At 56.8% G+C, this 264-nt stretch carries 1 protein-coding gene; it reads right to left on the bottom strand.

The annotated features are described in order from the left end of the window. On the bottom strand, positions 1-264 hold a 264-nt coding region (locus tag L9G74_RS20970; RefSeq protein WP_238898689.1), incomplete at both ends, for a carbonic anhydrase family protein.

Below are 264 nucleotides of genomic sequence, written 5' to 3'. Positions count from 1 at the left end.
CGCAGCTTGGCCATCTGGTCTGAGCTCACAGTCATGGGCTCTTTGAGCAGCAGCCACACAATGCACTCCTCGCAGGGCGGCGTGGTGAAGGAGCCGTGATAGGTCCAATAGTCCCGGCACGCAGGGAACAGGCATGATGGGTCAAAGTGTGTAAAAGGGGCCTCCTGGCCCTTCGTCTTAATATTGTCCAGGGCATCACGAAGACTCTGGACCTCGCCTTTCTCCCGTCCTATCTTCAGGAAAATGCCAACCACAGCGATGCCA

The sequence above is a fragment of the Shewanella electrica genome (genome assembly GCF_022321485.1).
Taxonomy (GTDB): domain Bacteria; phylum Pseudomonadota; class Gammaproteobacteria; order Enterobacterales; family Shewanellaceae; genus Shewanella; species Shewanella electrica.
The sequence above is the reverse complement of the archived record's forward strand: the minus strand, read 5'-3'. Positions and strand labels throughout refer to the sequence as shown.